This window comes from Kitasatospora sp. NBC_00374, assembly GCF_041434935.1.
GTDB lineage: Bacteria > Actinomycetota > Actinomycetes > Streptomycetales > Streptomycetaceae > Kitasatospora.
In genome coordinates, this window is the sequence record NZ_CP107964.1 from 7,511,528 (window position 1) to 7,529,176 (window position 17,649).

General features: G+C 75.5%; 2 protein-coding genes. Both read left to right on the forward strand.

Going from position 1 to position 17,649, the window contains the following annotated elements; translation table 11 throughout:
* Nucleotides 1–396: 396 nt before the first annotated feature.
* Nucleotides 397–16,053, forward strand: a complete 15,657-nt coding sequence (locus tag OG871_RS33250) for a type I polyketide synthase (protein ID WP_371503490.1) — start codon at nucleotides 397–399, stop codon at nucleotides 16,051–16,053.
* 273 nt (nucleotides 16,054–16,326) lie between these two features.
* Entirely contained in the window at nucleotides 16,327–17,445 is a 1,119-nt protein-coding gene (locus OG871_RS33255) for an agmatinase family protein (RefSeq protein ID WP_371501889.1), read from the forward strand.
* The last annotated feature ends 204 nt before the right edge of the window (nucleotides 17,446–17,649 follow it).

A 17,649-nucleotide genomic window follows, 5' to 3' on the forward strand; every position in this document is an offset into this window, starting at 1 on the left:
ACCGGTCGCGGCGGCACGACCGTGGAGCGTCGCGAGAACTCCTAGGGGAGAGGTAGGGGTTGTTCGCCCGGGGGGCCGCTTTTAGCGTGGCGCCGGAAATGAATTCCGATGAGCTGGGGAGTGTCGCGGGCGGCAGGCGGGTGGGGTCTGCCGGCGATCGTGGAGTTCGGAGACCGTGAAGCCTCCGGCGGGGCTGCCGCTCCTGTGCGCAGCGGCGTCCGCCCGGGGCTTTCCGGCTGCCCGGGGCCGCGTTCGGTGCGGCGCCGACCACGCAATGCCGCCGCCCGGTCGGAATAACTCCTGCATTGGGCGAACATCCGCTCGCAGCCGCAAGGCCGTAAAGAGGTCACAGTAAAAATGGCGAATGAAGAGACACTCCGCGGCTACCTCAAGCGGGTGACGGCGGATCTGCACCAGACCCGGCTGCGCCTGCGGGAGGCCGAGGCCAAGGACCAGGAACCGATCGCCATTGTCGGAATGAGCTGCCGGTACCCCGGCGGGGTCCGCTCGCCCGAGGACCTGTGGCACCTGGTCGCGTCCGGCGGCGACGCGATGTCCGGGTTCCCGGCCGACCGTGGCTGGGACCTGGAGAACCTCTACCACCCGGACCCCGACCACCCGGGCACCAGCTACGCGCGCGAAGGCGGGTTCATCCACGACCTCGCGCAGTTCGACCCGGCGGTCTTCGGCATCTCGCCGCGCGAGGCGCTGGCGATGGACCCGCAGCAGCGGCTCCTGCTGGAGACCTCCTGGGAGGCGTTCGAGCGGGCCGGCATCGATCCGCTGTCGCTGCACGGCACCCGGACCGGAGTCTTCGCCGGCACCAGCGGCCAGGACTACCTGATGGCACTGCTGGACTCCGCGGACGACGTCGAGGGCTACCTCGGGACGGGTATCGCGGCCAGCGTCGTCTCCGGCCGGATCGCGTACAGCCTGGGCCTGGAGGGCCCGGCCGTCACGGTGGACACCGCCTGCTCCTCCTCGCTCGTCGCGCTGCACCTGGCGGTGCAGGCACTGCGCGGCGGCGAGTGCTCGCTCGCCCTGGCGGGCGGTGTGACGGTGATGAACAGCCCGGGCACCTTCGTCGACTTCAGCCGGCAGCGGGGGCTGGCCGCCGACGGTCGCTGCAAGTCGTTCGCCGACGCGGCCGACGGCACCGGGTGGGCCGAGGGCGCCGGCATGGTGCTGGTGGAGCGGCTGTCGGACGCGCGGCGCAACGGGCACCCGGTGCTGGCGATCGTCCGTGGCTCGGCGGTCAACCAGGACGGCGCGTCCAACGGCCTCACGGCCCCCAACGGCCCGTCCCAGCAGCGGGTCATCCTCCAGGCGCTGGCCGGCGCGCGGCTGACGCCGGACCAGGTGGACGCCGTCGAGGCGCACGGTACCGGCACGATGCTGGGCGACCCGATCGAGGCACAGGCGATCATCGCCGCCTACGGTCAGGACCGGCCCGAGGGCCATCCGCTGTGGCTCGGCTCGCTCAAGTCCAACATCGGCCACAGCCAGGCCGCCTCGGGCATCGGCGGCGTCATCAAGTCGGTGATGGCGATCCGCCACGGAGTGCTCCCGAAGACCCTGCACGTGGACCGGCCCACCGCCAACGTCGACTGGTCGGCGGGCTCGGTGGAACTGCTGACCGAGGCCCGGCCCTTCCCGGAGACCGGCCGACCGCGCCGCGTGGGCATCTCCTCCTTCGGCTTCAGCGGCACCAACGCCCACACCATCATCGAGCAGGCCCCGCAGGAGGCGCACGACCCCGCGGCGACCCCGGGCCCGGACGGTACCGCGGTGCCCGCCGTCCTGCCGTGGCTGCTCTCCGGCAAGGGCGAGAGTGCCCTGAGGGCTCAGGCCGCCCGGCTGCGCGAGCGGCTGACGGCGGAGCCGGAGCTGCGGCCGCTGGACGTCGCGTACACACTGGCGACCGGCCGGGCGGCGCTGGAGCACCGGGCGGTGGTGGTGGCGGGTGACCGTGCGGAGTTCCTGCGGGCGCTGGACGCCCTGGCGGCGGGCGAGCGCTGCGCCGACCTGGTGCACGGCTCGCCGGTCGACGGCCGGACGGCGTTCCTGTTCACCGGTCAGGGCAGTCAGCGGGCCGGGATGGGGGCGGAACTGTACGCCGCGCACCCGGTGTTCGCGGCCGCGTTCGACGCGGTGTGCGCGGAGTTGGATCCGCTGCTCGGGTGTTCGCTGCGCGAGGCGGTCGCCGACGCGGAGCTGGTGAGCGAGACGGCGTTCACGCAGCCGGCGCTGTTCGCGTTGGAGGTGGCGCTGTTCCGTCTCGTCGAGTCGTGGGGTGTGCGGGCGGACTTCCTGGCCGGGCACTCGATCGGTGAGCTGGCCGCCGCGCACGTGGCGGGTGTGCTGTCGCTGGCGGACGCGGCGAAGCTGGTGGCGGCGCGTGGCCGGCTGATGCAGGCGCTGCCGCGCGGCGGCGCCATGGTCGCCGTGCAGGCGACCGAAGGCGAGGTGGAGCCGCTGCTGACCGAGGGCGTCGGCATCGCCGCCGTCAACGGACCGTCCTCCGTGGTGATTTCGGGCGTGGAGGAGGCCGTGCTGCGGGTGGCCGAGGGGCTGGCGGCGCAGGGCCGCAAGACCAGGCGGCTGACGGTCAGCCACGCCTTCCACTCGCCGCTGGTGGACGGAATGCTGGACGAGTTCCGCGCCGTGGCCGCGCAGTTGACGTTCGAGGCGCCGCGCATCCCGGTCGTCTCCACCCTCACCGGCGCGCTCGCCACCGCCGAGGAGCTCACCGACCCCGAGTACTGGGTGCGGCACGTCCGCGAGGCCGTCCGCTTCGCCGACGCCGTCCGAGCTCTGGAGGCCGAAGGCGTCCGGACGTTCCTGGAGCTCGGCCCGGCCGGCGTGCTCACCGCTCTCGGGGCGGAGTGCGCCGAGGACGGCGACAGTGCCTTCGCCGCCGCCCTGCGCGGCGACCGCCCCGAGGTCCCGGCACTCACCCACGCGCTCGCCCGGCTCCAGGTGCGCGGCCTGCGCCCCGACTGGCCGGCGGTCTTCGCCGGCACCGGCGCCCACCACGTCGACCTGCCCACCTACGCCTTCCAGCAGCGCCGCTTCTGGCCGACCGCCGGCGGCTGGGACGACAGCACCGGCCCGGCCACCGAAACGGCGGCCGGTTCCCCGGCCGACGCACAGTTCTGGGCCGCCGTCGAGCGTGGCGACCTGGAGGCGCTCACCACCACCCTGGCCGTCGCGGGCGACCAGCCGCTCAGTGCCGTCCTGCCCGCCCTGACCGCCTGGCGCCGCCACAGCCGACTGCGCTCCACCATCGACGACTGGCGCTACCGGACCACCTGGCGGCCCGTCCCCGAGACGCCCACCGCGCAGCCGTCCGGGGACTGGCTGCTGGTCACCCCGGCCGGCCTCGACGAGGACGCCTGGGTGACGGGCGCCGCCACCGCGCTCACCCGGCGCGGCGCGCGGCCGCACCGCCTCGCCGTCGACCCGGCGACCACCGACCGGGCCGCGCTCGCCGACCTGCTGTGCACCGAACACCCGCTGGACGGCGGCCGGTTCACCGGCGTGCTGTCGCTGCTCCCGCTGGCCGCGGGCACCCACCCCGAGCACCCGTCCGCGCCACTCGCGCTCACCGGCACCCTCGCCCTGGTGCAGGCGCTGGGCGACGCGGGAATCGACGCCCCGCTGTGGTGCGCCACCCGCGGCGCCGTCACCACCGGCGGCCCGGACCGGCTGGAGAACGCCGTCCAGGCGCAGGTCTGGGGTCTCGGCCGAGTCGTCGTCCAGGAGCACCCGGACCGCTGGGGCGGCCTGGTCGACCTGCCGCCCACCGCGGACGAGCGGGCGCAGGCCCGCCTCGCCGCCGTGCTCGGCGGCCTCGGCGAGGAGGACCAGCTGGCGATCCGCCCGTCCGGCATCCTGGCCCGGCGGCTGGTCCGCGGCCCGCGCGCCGAGCCCCCCACCGAGGGCTGGTCGCCGCGCGGCACCGCCCTGGTGACCGGTGGTACCGGCGCCCTCGGCGCCCATGTCGCCCGCTGGCTGGCCGGCAACGGCGCCGAACACCTGCTGCTGACCAGCCGCCGCGGCCGGGACGCCGCCGGCGTCGCCGAGCTGGAGACCGAACTCACCGCCCTGGGCGCCCGGGTGACCGTCGCCGCCTGCGACGTCTCCGACCGCGCCGCGCTCGCCGAGCTGCTCGCCACGATCCCCGCCGAGCAGCCACTCGGCACCGTGGTCCACGCCGCCGGTGTCCTGGACGACGGCGTGCTGGACGCCCTCACCCCGCAGCGCCTCGCCGGTGTGCTGCGCCCCAAGGCCGACGCCGCCGTCAACCTGCACGAACTCACCCAGGGCCTCGACCTGACGGCGTTCGTGATGTTCTCCTCGTTCGCCGGCACCTTCGGCGGCCCCGGCCAGGCCAACTACGCAGCCGCCAACGCCTTCCTGGACGCGCTCGCCGAGCAGCGCCGCGCCGCGGGCCTGCCCGCGACGGCGATGGCGTGGGGCGCGTGGGCCGAGGGCGGCATGGCGGTGGACGACGTGGTCAAGGAGCGGCTGCGCCGCGGTGGCGTCCCGGCCCTCGACCCGGCCACCGCCGTCGCCGCCATGCAGCACGCCCTCGACCTGGACGAGACCTTCTCCCTCGTCGTCGACGTGCTCTGGGACCGCTTCGCACCCCAGTTCACCGCCCTGCGCCCGAGCACCCTCTTCGACGAACTCCCCGAGGCCCGGCAGGCCATGGCGGCCGCCGACGCGGAGCACGGCCAGTCCGACGGCTCGTCCTTCCAGCAGCGGCTGGCCGCCGCCGCCGAGAGCGAGCGCCCCCGCCTGGCGCTGGACTTCGTCCGCACCCAGGTCGCCGCGGTGCTCGGCCACAGCGGGCCGCAGGACGTCGAACCCGCCCGGGCGTTCCGCGAGTTGGGCTTCGACTCGCTGACCGCGGTCGAGCTGCGCAACGTCCTCGCCGCGCTCACCGGCCTGCGCCTGCCCGCCACCCTGATCTTCGACCACCCCAACGCCACCGCGCTCGCCGAACTCCTCGGCGCGGAACTGCTCGGCGCCGCCCCCGAGGCCGCGCCGGCCGCCGCGGTGACCACCGCCGCGGACGACGAGCCGATCGCGATCGTCGGCATGAGCTGCCGGTTCCCCGGCGGGGTGGACACCCCCGAGGAACTGTGGCGCCTGCTCGCCGACGGCACCGACGCCCTGATCCCGTTCCCGGCCGACCGCGGCTGGGACCTCGACGCGGTCTACCACCCCGACCCGGACCACCCCGACACCAGCTACGTCCGCGAGGGCGGCTTCCTGGACGACGCGGGCGCCTTCGACCCCGGCTTCTTCGGCATCAGCCCGCGCGAGGCGCTGGCCATGGACCCGCAGCAGCGGCTGCTGCTGGAGACCGCCTGGGAGGCGTTCGAGCGCGCCGGCATCGACCCGGCGACCCTGCGCGGCAGCCGCACCGGCGTCTTCGCGGGCACCAACGGGCAGGACTACCTGCCGCTCATCCTCAGCGCACCGGACGGCTCCGAGGGCTTCCTCGGCACCGGAAACGCGGCCAGCGTGCTCTCCGGCCGGATCGCCTACACCCTGGGGCTCGAAGGCCCCGCCGTGACCGTCGACACCGCCTGCTCCTCCTCGCTGGTCGCCCTGCACTGGGCGATCCAGGCGCTGCGCTCGGGCGAGTGCGAACTCGCGCTGGCCGGTGGCGTCACCGTGATGTCCACCCCCGGCAACTTCATCGACTTCAGCCGCCAGCGGGGCCTGGCCGCCGACGGCCGCTGCAAGGCGTTCGCCGCCGGGGCCGACGGCACCGGCTGGGGCGAGGGCGTCGGCCTGCTGCTCGTCGAGCGGCTGTCGGACGCGCGCCGCAACGGGCATCCGGTGCTGGCGATCGTCCGTGGTTCGGCGGTCAACCAGGACGGCGCGTCCAACGGTCTCACCGCGCCCAACGGCCCGTCCCAGCAGCGGGTCATCCGCCAGGCGCTCGCCTCGGCTGGCCTGTCCGCCGGGGAGGTCGACGCGGTGGAGGCGCACGGCACCGGTACCGCCCTCGGCGACCCGATCGAGGCACAGGCGCTGCTCGCCACCTACGGCCGGGGCCGCGCCGGGGCCGAACCGCTGTGGCTCGGCTCGGTGAAGTCCAACCTCGGCCACACCCAGGCTGCCGCCGGTGTCGCCGGCGTCATCAAGATGGTGCTGGCGATGCGCCACGGCGTGCTGCCGAAGACCCTGCACGTCGACGAGCCCTCGGCGAACGTGGACTGGTCGGCGGGCGCCGTCGAGCTGCTCACCGAGGCCCGGCCCTGGCCGGCGACCGGCCGCCCGCGCCGAGCTGCCGTCTCCTCCTTCGGCGTCAGCGGCACCAACGCCCACACCATCATCGAGCAGGCGCCGCTGGAGGAACCCGCCCCGGCCTCCGCAGCGGATCCGGCCGCACTCCCCGCCGTGCTGTGGCCGCTCTCCGCACGCGGCGCCGACGCCCTGCGCGGCCAGGCCGAGCGGCTCACCGCCCTGCTCGCCGAGCAGCCCGGACTCGACCCGCTCGACCTCGGCCACGCACTGGCCACCACCCGAACCGCGCACGAGCACCGGGCCGTCATCACCGGCGACGACCCGCAGGCCCGCCTGGAGGCCCTGCGCGCCCTCGCCGACCACACCGACGCCCCCGGCCTGCTGCGCGGCACCGCCACCCTCGGCCGGACGGCGTTCCTGTTCACCGGTCAGGGCAGTCAGCGGGCCGGGATGGGGGCGGAACTGTACGGCGCGCACCCGGTGTTCGCGGAGGCGTTCGATGCGGTGTGTGCGGAGCTGGATCCGCTGCTCGGGTGTTCGCTGCGCGAGGCGGTCGCGGATGCGGAGCTGGTGAACGAGACGGCGTACACGCAGCCGGCGTTGTTCGCGTTGGAGGTGGCGCTGTTCCGGCTGGTCGAGTCGTGGGGTGTGCGGGCGGACTTCCTGGCCGGGCACTCGATCGGTGAGCTGGCCGCCGCGCATGTGGCGGGTGTGTTGTCGCTGGCGGACGCGGCGAAGCTGGTGGCGGCGCGTGGCCGGCTGATGCAGGCGCTGCCGCGCGGCGGCGCCATGGTCGCCGTGCAGGCGACCGAAGGCGAGGTGGAGCCGCTGCTCGCCGAGGGCGTCGGCATAGCCGCAGTCAACGGGCCTTCCTCCGTGGTGATTTCGGGCTCCGAGCAGGCCGTCCTGGCTGTCGCGGAGAAGCTGGCGGCGGACGGCCGCAGGACGAAGCGGCTGACGGTCAGCCACGCCTTCCACTCGCCGCTGATGGACGGCATGCTGGACGAGTTCCGCGCCGTCGCAACGCAGTTGACGTTCGAGGCGCCGCGCATCCCGGTCGTCTCCACTCTCACCGGCGCGCTCGCCACCGCCGAGGAGCTCACCGACCCCGAGTACTGGGTACGGCACGTCCGCGAGGCCGTCCGCTTCGCCGACGCCGTCCGGACGCTGGAGGCCGAAGGCGTCACCGGCTACCTGGAACTCGGCCCCGACGGAGTGCTCTGCGCCCTCGGCCAGCACTGCGTCACCGGGCCGGCCGCCTTCGTGCCCACCCTGCGCCACGGCCGCCCCGAGACGCAGACCCTCACCGCCGCCCTCGCCGACGCGTACGTGCGCGGTGCGGCCGTCGCCTGGCACGCGGTCTTCGCCGGGCACGGTGCCCGCCGGGTCGACCTGCCCACCTACGCCTTCCAGCGCGAGCGCTACTGGCCCGACGTCCCGCCGGCCGGCGTGGGCGACGTCACCCTGGCGGGCCTCGGCGCCGCCGACCATCCGCTGCTCGGTGCCGCCGCCGAACTGCCCGACTCCGGCGGCCTGGTGTTCACCGGCCGGCTCGCCCTGGCCACCCACCCGTGGCTGGCCGATCACACGGTGATGGGCACCGTCCTGCTCCCCGGCACCGCCTTCGTCGAGCTCGCGATCCGGGCCGCCGACCAGGTCGGCTGCGACCTGCTGGAGGAACTGACCCTGGCCGCGCCGCTGGTGCTGCCCGAGCACGGCGGCGTCCAGCTGCGGCTGACCCTCGGAGCGGCCGACCCGGGCGGCCGCCGTGAACTCAGCCTGCACTCCCGCCGCGAGGACCCCCCCGCCGAGGAACCGTGGACCCGCCACGCCACCGGCCTGCTGGCCGGCACCCACCACTCCCTCGGTGCCGAACCGCCCGCACCGGCGGCCGGTCCCTGGCCGCCCGCCGGCGCCGTCGAGGCGGAACTGGAGGGCCACTACCCGAGCATGGCCGCGGTCGGCTTCGACTACGGGCCGTCCTTCCGGGGCCTGCACCGGGCCTGGCGGCACGACGGCGAGGTGTACGCCGAACTGCGCCTGCCGCAGCGGGCCGAGACCGACGCCGCCCGCTTCGGCCTGCACCCCGCCCTGCTCGACTCGGCGCTGCACGCGCTCGGCCTCACCGTCGCCGAGGGCGGCGACTGGCAGACCGGCCTGCCGTTCTCCTGGACGGGCGTGCGCCTGTACGCGGGCGGCGCCACCGCCCTGCGGGTCCGGCTCACCCCGCACGGCACGGGCGGCGTCGCACTGCGCCTGGACGACGAGCAGGGCCGGGCCGTCGCCACCGTCGACTCGCTCGTGCTGCGCCCGGTGACGGCCGAACAGGTGAACGCCGCCCAGGCGGTGTTCCACGAGTCGCTGTTCCGCCCGCAGTGGGTCGCGCTGCCGGCCGGCGCGCCCCCCGCGCCCCGCGCCGACGAACGCTGGGCCGTCCTCGGCGGCGAACCGCCCACGGGCCTCGGCCTCCCGGCCGACCGCCACGTCGACCTCGACGCGCTCGCCGCGGCCGGGCCCCTGCCCGAGGTGGTCCTCGCCCCCTGCCTCCCGGGGCCCTCGACCGGCACCGGCCGGCCCGCACCGCACGGCACCGAGGCCGTGAGCGCCGCCGTCCGGAACGCGCTCGGCCTCGTCCAGGCGTGGCTCGCCGACGACCGGACCGCGGACGCCCACCTGGTGGTGCTCACCCGGGGCGCCGTCGCCGCCGCCGACGACCAGGACGTCACCGACCCGGCGCACGCCGCCGCCTGGGGCCTGCTGCGCTCCGCGCAGACGGAGAACCCCGGCCGGATCACCCTGGTCGACCTCGACGACCACCCCGACTCGGGCCGGGCCCTGCCCGCCGCCCTCGACGCGGGGGAACCGCAGCTGGCCGTCCGCCAGGGCCTTCCGTACGCCCTGCGCCTGACCCGGGTGCCCGTCGCACCCGACCCCGCCCCCGCCCCCGACCGCGCACCCGACTCCGACCCGGACGGTGCCGAGCCCCGGCCCACGGCCTTCGCCGCCGAGGGCACCGTACTGATCACCGGCGGCACCGGTGCGCTCGGCGCCGCGCTCGCCCGCCACCTGGTCACCCGGCACGGCGTACGGCACCTGCTGCTCACCAGCCGGCGCGGCGCCGACGCCCCGGGCGCCCGCGAACTCGTCGCCGAACTCGCCGGACTGGGCGCCGAGACCACCGTCGCCGCCTGCGACACCGGTGACCGCACCGCGCTCGCCGCCCTGCTCGCCACCGTCCCCGACGCCCACCCGCTGACCGCCGTCGTCCACACCGCCGGCATCACCGACGACGGCGTGGTCGGCTCGCTGACCCCCGAACGCCTGGACGCGGTGCTGCGCCCCAAGGCCGACGGAGCCCACCACCTGCACGAACTGACCGCGGACCGCGACCTGGCGGCGTTCGTCCTGTTCTCCTCCGCCGCCGGACTGTTCGGCGGCCCCGGGCAGGGCAACTACGCCGCCGCCAACGCCTACCTGGACGCCCTGGCCCGGCACCGCCGGGCCCGGGGCCTGCCCGCCACCTCGCTGGCCTGGGGCCTGTGGGCGCAGAGCAGCGGCGTCAGCGGGCACCTGACCGGGAACGACCTCGCCCGGATGGAGCGCTCCGGCCTGGGCCCGCTCTCCACCGACGAGGGCCTGGCCCTGTTCGACGCAGCCCTCGCCGTCGGGCACGGCGGGGGCGACGACGCCGTCCTCGTCCCGATGCGCGTCAGCACCGCCGTCCTGCGCACCCGGGCCGCCGAGGGGGACGTTCCGCCGCTGCTGCGCGCCCTGGTCCGCATCCCGCCGCGGCGGGCCGTCCGCCCGGCCTCCGACCCGCGCCCGGACGGCGCGGACTCGGCGCTGGTTCGGCGCCTGGCCGCGCTCGGCAGCTCCGAGCAGGAGCGCGAGCTGCTCGACCTCGTCCGGGGCCGGATCGCCGACGTCCTCGGCTACCCCAACGCCGCCGCCGTCGACGGCGAACGCGCCTTCAAGGAGCTCGGCTTCGACTCGCTCACCGCCGTCGAGCTGCGCAACCGGCTCAACGCCGTCACGGGTCTGCGCCTGCCCGCCACCCTGGTCTTCGACTACCCCAGCCCCGTCGCCCTCGCCGGCCACCTGCGCGCCGAACTCCTCGGCGCCCGACCGGACATCACCGGCCCGGCCGCCGTCGCCGCGGGCCCCGGCGACGAGGACCCGATCGCCATCGTCGGCATGGCCTGCCGCTACCCCGGCGACATCACCTCACCCGAGGACCTCTGGCAGCTGATCGCCGGCGAACGCGACGGCATCACCGCCTTCCCCACCGACCGCGGCTGGGACCTCGACGCGCTGTACCACCCGGACCCCGACCACCCCGGCACCTCGTACACCCGCGAGGGCGGCTTCCTGCACGACGCCAACTACTTCGACCCCGCGTTCTTCGGCATCTCCCCGCGCGAGGCCCTCGCGATGGACCCGCAGCAGCGCCTGCTGCTCGAGACCACCTGGGAGACCTTCGAGCGGGCGGGCATCGACCCGGCCACCCTGCGCGGCAGCCGGACCGGCGTCTTCGCCGGCGTGATGTACCACGACTACGGCACCCGGCTGCGGACCGCCCCGGACGAGGTCGAGGGCTACCTGGGCACCGGCAGCTCCAGCAGCGTGGTCTCCGGCCGCGTCGCCTACACCTTCGGGCTGGAGGGCCCGGCCATCACCGTCGACACCGCCTGCTCCTCCTCCCTGGTCGCCCTGCACCTCGCCGCCCAGGCCCTGCGCAACGGCGAGTGCACGATGGCCCTGGCCGGTGGCGTGACGGTGATGTTCACCCCCGGCACCTTCATGGAGTTCAGCCGCCAGCGCGGCCTGGCCGAGGACGGCCGCTGCAAGTCCTTCGCCGCCGCCGCCGACGGCACCGGCTGGGGCGAGGGCGTCGGCATGCTCCTCGTCGAGCGGCTCTCCGACGCCCGCCGCAACGGCCACCCGGTGCTCGCGATCGTGCGTGGCTCGGCGATCAACCAGGACGGCGCCTCCAACGGCCTCACCGCCCCCAACGGCCCCTCCCAGCAGCGCGTCATCCGCCAGGCCCTGGCGGACGCCCGGCTCGGCGCGGACGAGGTCGACGCCGTGGAGGCACACGGCACCGGCACCACCCTCGGCGACCCGATCGAGGCACAGGCCCTGCTCGCCACCTACGGGCGGGAGCACACCGCCGACCGGCCGCTCCGGCTCGGCTCGGTGAAGTCCAACCTCGGCCACACCCAGGCCGCCTCCGGCGTCGCCGGTGTGATCAAGATGGTGCTGGCGATGCGCCACGGCGTCCTGCCGAGGACCCTGCACGTAGACGAGCCCACCCCGCACGTCGACTGGGCCTCGGGGGCCGTCTCGCTGCTCACCGAGACCGTCCCGTGGCCCGAGACCGGCCGGCCCCGCCGCGCCGCCGTCTCCTCCTTCGGGATCAGCGGCACCAATGCCCACACCATCCTGGAGGAGGCCCCGGCGGCGCCCGCCGCCCCGGCCGAGGACCGGCCCGACGACACCTCGCCGCCCGTCCTGGCCTGGCCGCTCTCCGCCAAGGGTGAACCCGCCCTGCGTGCCCAGGCGGCCCGCCTGCTGGCGCTGGCGGCGGAGCGGCCCGAGCTGCGGCCGCAGGACGTCGGCCACTCGCTCGCCACGACCCGCACCACCCTGGAGCAGCGGGCCGTCCTGGTGGCCGACGGGCCCGACGGCCTGCGGTCCGCCCTGACCGCGCTGGCGGCGGGCGAGCCCGCGCCCGGGCTGGTCCAGGGCGCGGCGCTGCCCGGCCGGACGGCGTTCCTGTTCACCGGTCAGGGCAGTCAGCGGGCCGGAATGGGGGCGGAACTGTACGGCGCGCACCCGGTGTTCGCGGCCGCGTTCGACGCGGTGTGCGCGGAGTTGGATCCGCTGCTCGGGTGTTCGCTGCGCGAGGCGGTCGCGGATGCGGAGCTGGTGAGCGAGACGGGGTTCACCCAGCCGGCGCTGTTCGCGTTGGAGGTGGCGCTGTTCCGTCTCGTCGAGTCGTGGGGTGTGCGGGCGGATTTCCTGGCCGGGCACTCGATCGGTGAGTTGGCTGCCGCGCATGTGGCGGGTGTGTTGTCGCTGGCGGACGCGGCGAAGCTGGTGGCGGCGCGTGGCCGGTTGATGCAGGCGCTGCCGCGCGGTGGTGCGATGGTCGCTGTGCAGGCGACCGAGGGCGAGGTGGAGCCGCTGCTGACCGAGGGCGTCGGCATCGCCGCCGTCAACGGACCTTCCTCCGTGGTGATTTCAGGAGCCGAGGACGCCGTGCTGCGGGTGGCCGAGGGGCTGGCGGCGCAGGGCCGCAGGACGAAGCGGCTGACGGTCAGCCACGCCTTCCACTCGCCGCTGATGGACGGCATGCTGGACGAGTTCCGCGCCGTCGCTATGCAGTTGACGTTCGAGGCGCCGCGCATCCCGGTCGTCTCCACCCTCACCGGCGCGCTCGCCACCGCCGAGGAGCTCACCGACCCCGAGTACTGGGTGCGGCACGTCCGCGACGCCGTCCGCTTCGCCGACGCCGTCCGGACGCTGGAGGCCGAAGGCGTCACCGGCTACCTGGAACTGGGCCCCGGCGGCGTCCTCAGCGCCCTCGGCCAGGACTGCGTCACCGGTACGACCGCCGCCTTCCTGCCCGCCCTGCACCGCGAACGGCCCGAAGCCGTCGCCCTGGCCACCGCCCTCGCCGGGCTCCACGTCCGCGGTGCGGCCGTGGACTGGCAGGCCGTCCTCGCCGGCACCGGCGGGCGCCGGGTCGACCTGCCCACCTACGCCTTCCAGAAGGAGCGGTACTGGCTGGACACCGGCCTGTCCGCCGGGGACATGGCCTCCGCCGGCCTCGACCTGGCCGGCCACCCGCTGCTCGGCGCGGCCGTCGAACTCCCCGACTCCGGCGCCCTGGTGCTCACCGGCCGCCTGGCCCGGTCCGTCCAGACCTGGCTGGCCGACCACACCGTGCACGGCGCGGTGGTCCTGCCCGGCACGGCCCTGGTGGAACTCGCCCTGCGCGCCGGCCACCTGGTCGGCGCCGACCTGCTGGACGAACTCACCCTCGCCGCGCCCGTCCTGCTGCCCGAGCGCGGCGGCCTCCAGCTGCGCCTGACGATCGCCGCACCCGAGCCGGACGGGCGGCGGGCGCTGAGCCTGTACTCCCGGACGGAGGACGTGCCCGCCGACGAGCCCTGGATCCGCCACGCCACCGGCCTGCTCGCCACGGCCACCCCGGAGGACGGCCCGGAGCTCACCGAGTGGCCTCCGGCCGGCGCCGAACCGGTCGACCTCGACGGCCTGTACGAGCGCTCCGCCGCCATCGGCCTCGACTACGGCCCGGCCTTCCGCGGGCTGCGCCGCGCCTGGCGCCGGGACGGCGAACTCCTCGCCGAGATCCGCCCCGAGCCGACCGGCCGCCCGCTCGACACCGCGTCGTACGGGCTGCACCCGGCGCTGCTGGACGCGGCCCTGCACGGCATCGGCCTCGGCGGCCTGCTGCACGACGCCGACCGGGATCCGGACCGCCCCCGGCTGCCGTTCTCCTGGTCGGGCGTGCGGCTGTACGCGACCGGCGCCGCCGCCCTGCGGGTGCGGCTCACCCCGGCCGGTCCGGACGGTGTGGCGCTCGACCTCGCCGACGAGCACGGCCGTCCGGTCGGCACCGTCGAGTCCCTGGTGCTGCGCGCGGCCTCGGCCGAGCAACTGCACTCCGGCCACGGCGCGTTCCACGAGTCGCTGTTCCGCCCGGAGTGGACCGCGCTGCCCGTCGGCCCCGCCGACGGCGACGTGGCCGACCAGCACTGGGCGGTGCTCGGCGCGGACACCGACCCGTTCGGGCCCGCCGGGCCGCACCTCGCCGCCCACCCGGACCTGGCCGCCCTGGCAGCGGCCGTCGCCGACGGCGCGGGGGCGCCCGACACCGTCCTCGTCCCGGCCTTCCCGCCCGCCGAGCCCGACACCGCCGAAGCCGAGCCCGACGCCGCTGGGGCCGGGCCCGACACCGCCGAGGCCGCCAGGGCGGCCGTCCTGCGGGCCCTCGGACTCGCCCAGGACTGGGCCGCCGCCACGAGCCCGGCCGACGCGCGGCTGGTGGTGGTCACCCGCGGCGCGGTGGCGACCGCCGACGACCGGGCCCTCACCGACCTGGTGCACGCCCCTGTCTGGGGACTGCTGCGCTCGGCGCAGAGTGAGCACCCGGGCCGGATCGTGCTGGTCGACCTCGACGAGGACCCGGACTCCGTCCGTGCCCTGCCGGCCGCCCTCGCCTCCGGCGAACCGCAGCTCGCGGTGCGCGCCGGACGGCCGTACGCCCTGCGGCTGGCCCGGGTACCGCTCACGCCCGCCCCGGCGCCGCTCGACGGGGAGGACCACGAGGCCGCCGGCGAGGCCGTCTTCGACCCGGACGGCACCGTGCTGGTCACCGGCGGCACCGGCGCGCTCGGCGCCCTGCTCGCCCGCCACCTGGTCGTCCGGCACGGCGTCCGGCACCTCCTGCTGACCAGCCGGCGCGGCGCCGGCGCGCCCGGCGCCGCCGAACTCGTCAGCGGGCTCGCCGAACTGGGCGCCCGGGCCGAGGTGGTGGCCTGTGACACCGGTGACCGCCCGGCGCTGGCCGCCCTGCTCGCCACCGTGCCCGAGGAGCGTCCGCTGACCGGCGTCGTCCACACCGCCGGCGTTCTCGACGACGGGGTGGTGACCGCGCTGACGCCCGAGCGGCTGGAAGCGGTCCTGCGCCCCAAGATCGACGCGGCCTGGCACCTGCACGAGCTGACGCAGGATCTGAAGCTCTCGGCGTTCGTGCTGTTCTCCTCCTCCGCCGGTGTGCTCGGCGGCCCGGGACAGGCCAACTACGCCGCGGGCAACAGTTTCCTGGACGCCCTCGCCCAGCACCGCAGGGCACACGGACTGCCCGCCGCCTCGCTCGCCTGGGGCCTGTGGGCCCACGACGAGGACTCCGCCGACGGCCCGTCCGTCGGCCCGTCCGGCGGTATGTCGGGCAGGCTGGACGAGGCCGACGTCGCCCGGATGACCAGGGCCGGGTTCGCCCCGCTGCCCACCGCCGAGGGCCTGGACCTGTTCGACCGGGCCGTCACCCTGCCGGACGCCGTCCTGCTGCCCATGCGGCTCGACCCCGCCGTCCTGCGGGCGCACGGCGACGCCGAGGCCGTGCCGCACCTGCTGCGCGGGCTGGTCCGGATCCCGGCCCGCCGCGCGGCCGCCGGGCCCCGCCCGGCCGGCGCCGACCGCACCGGGCCGGACGCCGCACGCACCCTGGCCGACCGGGTACGCGGCCTGCCGGACGGCGACCGCGACCGCATCCTGCTGGACGTGGTGCGGGCGCAGGTCGCCGCGGTGCTCGGCTACGGCGGCGCCGAGGCGATCGAACCGGCCCGCGGCTTCGTCGAGTTGGGCTTCGACTCGCTGACCGCCGTGGACCTGCGCAACCGTCTCGGGGCAGCCGCGGGCCTGCGCCTGCCGGTCACGCTGATCTTCGACTACCCGACGCCGGACGCCCTCGCCGGCTACCTGCGCGAGGAGACCCGCGAGAAGGAGCCGGCAGGGGCCGCGGCCCTGCCGATCGGTGCCGAACTCGACCGGCTGGAGTCGATCCTCGCCGCCCTCTCCCCGGGCGACGAGGAACGCCGGAGTGTCGCCACCCGCCTGCGCACCCTGCTGGCGATGTGGACCGAGACCCGGAACCCTTCGGGCACCGAGCCCCCCAGGGCCGAGGACACCGCGTTGGAGGAGGCGACGGCCGACGAGCTGTTCAGCCTCCTCGACGAGGAGCTCGGCCTGAACTGACACCGGCTCCGCCGGGAGTCCCGCTCCCGGCGGAGCCGGTATCCCCGCCCCCGCCCGCATCCCCGCAGGCCGGGGGTAGGGGTCGGTCCTTGCGAACTAGGGGTCGGGTAGGTGGCCCGCACGGGTATTGACGGCATTTCGGCGGATCTACGCTCGATCCGCGGCGAACTGTGCGCAGGCCCGCGACCCCGCCGTGGTGGCGCGACAGACCGGGCCCCCGAGGCCCCGCCCTGCCCGCGACCCCCGCCATGCCACGCCACCGAGGAGATGTGTGTGAACGACAGGCCTCAGACCCCGGAACACCTCGTGGAGATCGACCGGTCGAAGGCGCCCGCCCGGGAGCCCGGCCCGATCGACCTGCGCCGCTACTACGCGCACCCCGCCTACTCCGGCGTGCCCACCTTCATGGGCGTCCCGTTCTGCCTCAACCAGGAGGACCTGCGCGCGGGCGACGTCGACGTCGCGGTGCTGGGCATCCCGCTGGACTCCTCGGTGGGCCACCGAGGGGCAGCGTACGGACCGCGCATGATCCGCGCCGACGAGCGCTACGTCTTCAACACCCCGGAAGCCGCGATCAACGCCAGCACCCGGATCAACCCCTTCGACGTGCTCAAGGTGGTCGACTACGGCGACGCGGCCGTCGACGCCTTCAGCACCGCCAACTCGATGGGCCCGATCCGGGCGCTGGTCCGCGAGATCGCCGAGGTCGGCGCCGTACCCGTCCTGCTCGGCGGCGACCACTCGCTGCTGTGGCCGAGCGTCGGCGCACTCGCCGACGTCTACGGCCCGGAGAAGATCGGCGTCATCCACTTCGACGCCCACCCCGACTGCCACGAAAGCCAGCTCGGCCACCGTGCCACCCACAGCACCCCGATCCGCCGGATCATCGAAGACGAGAAGATCCCGGCCGGCAACGTCGTCCAGGTCGGCGTGCGCACCGTCACCGGCCCCGACAACCAGCTCTTCAACTGGATGCGTCGGCAGGGCATGAAGACGCACTTCATGGCCGAGATCGAACGGATCGGCTTCCACGCGGTACTGGACAAGGCGATCGCCGAGGTCCAGGAGAAGGCCGAGTACGTCTACCTCTCGCTCGACATCGACGTCCTCGACCCGGTGTTCGCCCCGGGCACCGGAACCCCGGAGCCCGGCGGCCTGACCAACCGCGAGCTGTTCCCGGCCTTCCGTCGGATCTGCCACGAGACCAAGGTCATCGGCATGGACGTCGTCGAGGTCGCCCCGCACCTGGACCCCGGGTACTCCACCACCATGAACGCCCGCCGCGCCATCTTCGAGGGCCTGACCGGCCTGGCCATGAACCGACTCAAGATCGCCGGGCCGAACTACCTCAACCCGATCGTCTCCGGCCAGGTCAAATTCCCGATGGGCTGACACCGGAATAGGGTCGTCACCCTGCCCGGACCGGGCCTAGGGGGAGATTAGGGGATGCCCTCCGTTCGGTGCCGCTGCTAGCGTGACGGCGCGCGGGCGAATTCCGCGAACAACCGCAGGAAATTCGCCCGCCGGGGCGGTAAGAAATCCGCCGGGCGGGCGCGGGGCGCCGATTCCGGAATCGCCGGGGACGGAATGTCTGCC